We start from the raw sequence: 7,552 nt of genomic DNA on the forward strand, positions 1-7,552 counted from the left end.
TCCCTGTTCCCTGTTCTTATATTTAACAAATGCTTCATAGAATTTGGCAATGGCTCAAAAATTTATGGACAAAACTTTTCGGGTTATCTTCTCAGTCTCGTCTAGATGTATCTGAGAACACTCAACCAACTTCTGAGTCTTTGCCCCCACTGACAGATACAGATTATGATTTTTTGTTTGGTCAACTATTGGAGGGTGTTGCCCAGGGTTGGCAGCCCGATCGCGTACAAAGATTTTTTGATGAATTAGGAGAAAGGGGTAAACCTGAACTTTGGCAGGAATGGTTGCAACGTTTTGGAGAAAGGTTATTAGTCTCCCCTAAACCTAATGATGAGTTAGCTCAGAGAATGGTAGGCTTTGCTGAATTGACCCGATCGCTACCCTCTCTACAATCTTTGGGAGCAATGGCTAATAATATTGGTACTCAACTTTTAAGTAGGGATAATAGTGGGGCGATCTGGGAATATGATGGACCTGATGTTGGTGTTTCTCCTCCTCCACAAACATTCGTGAGTGAAGAAAAAGATGATGATGCCATGTCAGAATTAGTGCTTAAACTTCAAGAAAACCCTAATTTATTAGCAACAGTTGCCCAACAGTTAGGGGTACAAACGAGTGACCCCAGAGTAGTTATTCAGGCAATGGTTAGTCAGCTTGGAGTAGGAGTGGAAAGTCAAGCACAGTCTGCTGAAAGTAATGCTGAAATATGGGCAAAGTTAGGCTTGGAGCAAGCCAAAGCGGGAGATTTAGTAGGAGCAGTTGATAGTTGGGAAAGCGCTCTAGCTCTCAAGTCAGATTACCATCAAGTTTGGTACAATAGAGGGAAAGCTTTAGTACAACTAGAAAGATGGGAAGAAGCGATCGCTAGCCATGACAAAGCGATAGAAATCAAGTCTGATGATTATTTGGCTTGGAATAATCGTGCTGAAGCACTGGGAAAATTAGGAAGGTGGCAAGAGGCGATCGCTAGTTGTGAGCGGGCGATAGAAATTAATTCTGGTTATTATTTGGCTTGGTATAACAAAGCTAGTTTTCTAGTTAATTTAGGAAGTTTAACAGAAGCAGTTGCTTGTTATGACAAGGCTTTAGAGATTCAACCTAATTTTGATGATGGTTGGCATAAGCGGGGGAATGTTTTGAGAGATTTAGGTTTGATGGAAGAAGCTAATAAAAGTTGGGAGCGCGCGAAGAGGATCAGGGAGTAGCGAGTGCGCTCCCAGATATATCCAGCCTCTTTCAGAGGGAGCGCACTGCTTTTCCCTATTTCCTTACAACTAAAATTCTATTATCAAATACTAAAAGACGTAGTGCTATATAGCAGTGTGCGCTGGTATATTTACAAATTGTAGGAGATGGCAAATAGCTAAAATTCTTTTCTTATACTCTTGGCAATTTATTCCCCCTACTGCCTGCGCGTGCTATAAATTTAGCCACGGCTTGTTCCTCCTTTATAGGGAACTGGAGGGTCTTCATTAGAAGAACTCACAAACTGATGAAACACTTCTTCACCTAACTCATCAGAATATTTTTCTAGTAGATTATTGTTAGTTTTTGTAGTAGATAATCCCATTATTACTACTACAATTAAGATCCAAATAGATAATATTAAATCATTTTTATTGTACATAATAATCACCTCTCAATCACAAAAAATTAAACTTTAAATTCAGGCGTAGTAGAAGCAAAAAATTATCAAGAGGTAAATTTATAATTCATTGCAAATAGATGTCTATAACAAAAATCATCTGAATAATTTTTCGTTCAATTATGAATGTTGTTGTCTAAATTATTCTTCAGTCAAGAAATATGATTTTACGCAATATTATTTTTTTTTTCTTTACGGAATGAGAAATATTCAAGCTGTATGTATAGCGCTACGCGCTAGGCAACAGGCAACAGGCAACAGGCAAAAGTAAACTGTGAGTGGGTTTGGTGGATTTAGGAATGTCCTAACCTAAACTTGTAGCGCTATAATAGTTTATATAGAAGTTCTCGAATTGATAAAATGTAAGCATTTCTTGCAGAATGCTACGCAAACAGCTATTAGCTGTCAGCTGTCAGCTTTCAGCTCTCAGTAAAAGGATGGGTTTAAATGAAAATAGATTTTAAAGCCAGCTTTTGTAGTAATATCATGTCCGGATAATTAGTTATAAAAAAACTTTCTCCTTCAACTCCAGTTCTTTCTCTTTCTTCTCTCCTGACTTCTCCGTAGTTATTTAGGGCTTGCTGATTAATTCTCAAATAATTACCAGATAAAGATTTTAGCCTTTTTAGGTATTGAAAAAGTACATGGTTTTCAGCTCTTCATGCTCAAAAAGGAGCGCATTTTTAGTGCATATAGCAATGTGCGCTGGCTTGCTTTACAAATTTCAGGAACTGTCCAATAGCTAAAAGTTTTATATCATAAGCTTTTTATCTCCCCTACTGCCTCTCTTGGTCAGCATTCCCTCACAGGAGTCGGCGTTCCGCAAGCGAGCTGTCGGCGGCGCGAGGTCCGACCGCTTGCGCCTAACGGCGGCGCGGGGTCTGACCGCTATTGCCTATTGCCTGCGCACAGCGCTATAGTTGGGCAAAAAAATTCTCCCCTACTCCCCTACTCCCTTACTCCTCTTTTCCCCTCCTGGGATGGGTTAGGGGTGGGTCCCCTACTCCTTAAAAAAGACTTTTTCAGCAAAGCTTTATCACTGTTCAACCGGACATGATATAAGATTTAATTTTGACTCAATTAGTAAAACTTTTATCTAAAACAAAAAGCAATAGTTGGTGGCTATTTACGCAGCATTCCGAAGGAAATACTTACCTAAAACTAGCAATTAAATATTTGGTTTTTTATAGCGCTTTTCACATGGATAGACTACAGTTAGTATGGACAATCCAAAAGCATTTTTCTACTCCCTACTCCCTAGCCAAAAATAATTTTGTGGTCTACTCAAATGAAAAGCGCTGTAGGTTCAATGATTTGGTTTATATGTTTTTTTTGTACTTTCCATACATTATACTACATTTATAATACAAAATTGTCAAGAGGATAAATTTTTTTTAGAATCAGGACTTATGCATGAACACTATTGTTAGGGAGTGTTAGCGGTAGCGTAACCGAGGCAAAACCCGACCCTATATCTATTAGACATCTCCAGAAAAGAGGGAACAGGGAACAGGGAACAGAGAAGAATAATTAATAATTTCTGGATAAGAATTGATTTTCTTTTTTCTTTTTGGAGATGTCTATTGTCAGTGTGTAAGTCCTGATACTATTCAAATACAGGGAAATTCTCTCTCTCTTGTGCTACCAGGTGCATTTGTTGCCGACGTGGAGTTGCACCATTATTCCTTATTCCCTATTTTACTTCAGTAAAATAACTATTCAAGCTACCAATCTTCTAATCCAACCATTAACTGTAAACCGACTATGTTCAAATGCTTTTGATGGACAAACTACAGGCATTACCTCATGTCTGCAACGACTGTTAAAAAAGATAATGGAATTATTAGCAGGGGTAATAGTTTGAAAATTCTCATGAGTTATTGCTCCACCACCTTTTAATTCAGTATCATAAATTCTTAATTCACCTCCAGAAAAAGCTTTGGGTTCTTGATAAAAATAATACACATAAGTCACTTCTCTACTTGCTGTTTTTTCACTACCCGCATCATTATGAATTTTGTAATAACATCCATCATTATGTGCTGTTAATTGTGCTTCTATTTCTGATATCTCGAAAGGACGAAGATTTAATTTAGCTAATACTTCTGGCAATGTTTCTAACATTTTTCTCTGAATAAGTCCTGCTAATTCAGGAAAGTATTGTGAAAATAGTACATAAGACTGCCGATATTTATCAGCTTTTGTGGTAGTGGTTGATTCAATATATTGGTCGCGGTTTTGAATAGCAATTTCTATAGCTTTTTGATTTTCTTCAGCAGATAAAAAATTGGGAATTTCTATATAAAAAGCAGGTAAAAATACAGGTTTTACTTGTGCTATTTTCGGTTGGTAAGGAGAAATTTTTCTGGTTGAATTATCTGTATTTAGTCGGTTTATATGTTGTTGAGCATCAGATATTAATGTGCTTGGCGATTGAGGGCTTGTTTGAGACAAAAGACCTGTCATTTCTAGAATTTTTAGGGCTACTGTTGCTCGTTCTTGTGCCGGAAGTTGTTGATTTTTGAGAATTTCTTCCAAAGTATCAATTGACTGAAGCAGTAATTTATTTACTCTTTCTACTGCTACAATATTATTGCTTGCATTATTATTACTGGCTGATGATTCTGTGTACATAATTCAATTCAATTATTTACTCAAGTTTGATTAAATTTTCTATTAATAGTTTATCTCATTTCGGCATTGCCGAATTAAGGTATGAAAGTAGGTTTATAGGAAATAGGGAACAGTTAATATTAACAAGTAGTTCAAACAATCCAAAATACAAAATTATCAACTCATACGTGAGCATTTCCTGTGGAATGTTGCGCAAATAGCTATTAGCTGTCAGCTAGCCTCCTCCGGAGGAACTACGTTAACAGCAATTAGTAATTATTCATTAATTCTAAAGTTTAGCCTGGAGGCTTTAGTAATAACTTTTTATTCTTTCTGAATCTCAAAGGTTGCTTTTACGCGGACCCAAAATTAATGGCTGAATGCTTACAGTCATAACCAGAATCAGCAACACCCTCGTTTCTTTATAAAAAATCCTAATTAACACTACTAACAGTCTTAATATGTAAGAATTTCCTGCAGAATCCTTACCTTAATATCCTATATAATTCTTCTTAAAATCTAATCTTTAATGTTTATGTCCAAAAAACTTGTACTGATGGATCATGATGGTGCTGTAGATGATTTTCTCTCCACTGTTTTACTAATGACCATGGAAAATGTTCAACCTTTAGGAGTAATTGTCACTCCTGCTGACTGTTATATTGAACCGGCAATTAATGCTACTCGAAAAATTTTAGATTTAATGGGATTTTCTAATATTCCAGTAGCAGAAAGTACGGTACGTGGTGTTAATCCTTTTCCAGTTTTATTTAGAAGAGATTCTTTTGCTGTAGACCATTTTCCTATTTTAAATGAGAAGGAAACTATTGATACTATTTTAGTTTCAGAACCTGGTCAAAATTTCATGGTACGAGTTTTAAAATCTGCACCAGAACCTGTAACATTAATGGTAACTGGTCCTTTAACAACTGTTGCTGTAGCTTTAGATATTGCTCCAGAAATTGAGTCAAAAATTCAAGAAATTGTTTGGATGGGTGGTGCTTTAAATGTGCCGGGAAATGTGAGTAAAGATATGGAAGCAGGGCAAGATATGTCCGCAGAATGGAATGCTTATTGGGACCCATTTGCTATTGAAAGAGTTTGGCAAACTCAAATTCCAATAGTACTTTGTTCGTTAGATATTACTAATAATGTACCCCTAACTTCTGAATTTTCTCGAAAATTATGTAAGCAAAGACAATATTCTATCTCTGATTTTGCCGGACAATGTTATGCTTTGGCAATTTCTCAAGATTATTATTTTTGGGATGTTTTAGCAACTGCTTATTTAGCACACCCAGAATTTTATCAACTAAAAGAATGGGAAACTACAGTTATTACAAAAGGAGTAAGTCAAGGTCGTATAAAAATAGTACCTGGTGGGCGGAAAATTATGGCAATGGAACAAGTAGATACAGAAAGTTTTTATAGTTATATTCTCCAACAATGGGCACGTTGAATAATTAATAATTAATAATTAATAATTAATAATTATCGTAAGCATTTCCTGTGGAATGCTGGACAAACAGCTATTAGCTGTCAGCTCTCAGCTATCATGATGGGGTTTTAATGAATATAGACTGTTGAGCGCCATATTTTATAGTTAAGTATAAATTCTGCTTCAATTAGTAAAGCTTTTATCTAAAACTAAAAGCCATAGCTGAATGCTGACGGCTGAATGTTCACTAATTATCTCTCCTTGAAAAGAAGATGATTGACTCAAAGGAAAAATTTTTATTTCTTGGTCTAGCCTCGTCATCCCTAGACCGCTTGTTTCTCCTTGATAAGGATAGGCTTTAAACCTTACTTTTTTGGTAAAATGTTAATTTTAAGGGAATAGCAGAAAATAAATTATCCCAATTTTTGTACTTATGATCGTTAACTAGCTACTCTCTACTCCTTTACTTTTTCAATTTCTTCCCTACTGCCTACTCCCTACTCCCTACTCCCTTACTTTCATAGCTAATGGGATAATTTTTTATTTGGAAGTCCCTAAAAAGGAAAAGCTGAAAAAAGAAAAAGATAAACTTATTTATGAATTAATTATATTTTCTTTAGTATAAATTAATTTAATCTCTAATTTTTTCTTCCCTTCTGCCTCCTGCCTTTCTTTAAATACTGACAATTGACTGGTAAAATCCGATCTACAGCTTTAACTTGCGAGTAGAAACTGTTAAAAATTTATGTTCTTTATTGTAGAGTAAATCATAATTATGGTAGAACACAAACGTATTGGTATCCTTACCAGTGGGGGAGATTGTGCAGGCTTAAATCCAGCAATTCGGGCGGTGGTATATCGTGCAATTGGAACCTATAATTGGGAAGTTTTTGGCATTCAGCAAGCTACCCTGGGATTGATGGAACGTCCACCAAAAGCAATCAAACTTGAAATTGAAAAAATTGACCCCTTACTAACAGCGGGTGGTACAATTTTAGGAACTACTAATAAGGGTAATCCATTTGCATTTCCGATGCCAGATGAAACTGTGTGCGATCGCTCTGAGGAAATTATTGAAGGGTATCGTTTATTAGAGCTTGATGCTTTAATTGGTATTGGTGGTGATGGTAGTCTAGCTATTCTCCGTCAGCTTGCTCAACAGGGAAACTTAAATCTAGTGGGTATTCCCAAGACCATTGATAATGATGTCAGCTGTACTGAATTATCTATTGGTTTTAATACTGCTGTAAAAATTGCCACAGAAGCATTAGACCGCTTACATTTTACTGCGGCCAGTCATAGTCGAGTGATGATTCTGGAAGTAATGGGGCGAGATGCAGGACATATTGCCCTCAATGCTGGTATTGCCGGTGGTGCAGATGTAATATTGATTCCTGAAATTCCTTACAAAATAGAGCGAATATGTGACTACATCCGCAAACGCCAAGATTTAGGCAAAAATTATTCTTTGGTAATTGTCGCAGAAGCAGTGCGTACTGAAACAGGAGAAGCTGTGACAACTAATGATTCTTCAGGTCAATCTAGATTTGGTGGTATTGGGCAATATCTAGCTGATAAAATCTCTACTTGTAGTAGTGCAGAAATTCGTGTCACCGTCTTAGGTCATATTCAACGTGGCGGTATTCCTTCTCCGACCGATCGCTTAATTGCCTCAGCTTTTGGAGTGGCAGCAGTTGACCTCATTGCTGAAGAAAAATACGACCACATAGTAACTTGGCAAAATCGACAGGCGATCGCTGTGCCAATTGCAGATGCGATTTCTAAGTACAGAGCGGTAGATCGTAATGATACTCTAGTCAAAACTGCTCGGAGTATGGGTATTTGTTTGGGAGATT

5 protein-coding genes are annotated in these 7,552 nt (G+C 36.6%); 3 read left to right on the forward strand and 2 right to left on the reverse strand.

Annotated elements, in window-relative coordinates:
* Positions 1 to 29 precede the first annotated feature (29 nt).
* Complete coding sequence (locus AC3DU7_RS13330; protein WP_488039824.1) at positions 30 to 1,205, forward strand: tetratricopeptide repeat protein; 1,176 nt, start codon at positions 30 to 32, stop codon at positions 1,203 to 1,205.
* Positions 1,206 to 1,426: 221 nt separating this feature from the next.
* Here the strand turns inward: AC3DU7_RS13330 and AC3DU7_RS13335 are convergent, their stop codons facing one another.
* Together AC3DU7_RS13335 and AC3DU7_RS13340 are read right to left on the reverse strand one after the other, a co-directional pair.
* Entirely contained in the window at positions 1,427 to 1,627 is a 201-nt protein-coding gene (locus AC3DU7_RS13335; RefSeq protein ID WP_488039825.1) for a hypothetical protein, read from the reverse strand.
* Between the two features lie 1,737 nt (positions 1,628 to 3,364).
* On the reverse strand, positions 3,365 to 4,279 hold the full coding sequence (locus AC3DU7_RS13340; protein WP_488039826.1) for a 2OG-Fe(II) oxygenase: 915 nt from the start codon (positions 4,277 to 4,279) through the stop codon (positions 3,365 to 3,367).
* 514 nt (positions 4,280 to 4,793) lie between these two features.
* Here AC3DU7_RS13340 and AC3DU7_RS13345 point away from each other — a divergent pair.
* Positions 4,794 to 5,717 (forward strand): nucleoside hydrolase, encoded by a 924-nt coding sequence (locus tag AC3DU7_RS13345; protein ID WP_488039827.1) that lies wholly within the window; start codon positions 4,794 to 4,796, stop codon positions 5,715 to 5,717.
* A gap of 754 nt (positions 5,718 to 6,471) precedes the next feature.
* Positions 6,472 to 7,552: ATP-dependent 6-phosphofructokinase (locus AC3DU7_RS13350; protein ID WP_488039828.1), on the forward strand; the 1,081-nt coding region annotated here is incomplete at its 3' end.

The organism is Okeania sp., from assembly GCF_983059655.1.

What these genes read in the sequence shown, in the direction of transcription:
- AC3DU7_RS13330 (WP_488039824.1), top strand. Translation starts at nt 30, where the DNA reads ATGCTTCATAGAATTTGGCAATGGCTCAAAAATTTATGGACAAAACTT.
- AC3DU7_RS13340 (WP_488039826.1), bottom strand. Translation starts at nt 4,279, where the DNA reads ATGTACACAGAATCATCAGCCAGTAATAATAATGCAAGCAATAATATT.
- AC3DU7_RS13335 (WP_488039825.1), bottom strand. Translation starts at nt 1,627, where the DNA reads ATGTACAATAAAAATGATTTAATATTATCTATTTGGATCTTAATTGTA.
- AC3DU7_RS13345 (WP_488039827.1), top strand. Translation starts at nt 4,794, where the DNA reads ATGTCCAAAAAACTTGTACTGATGGATCATGATGGTGCTGTAGATGAT.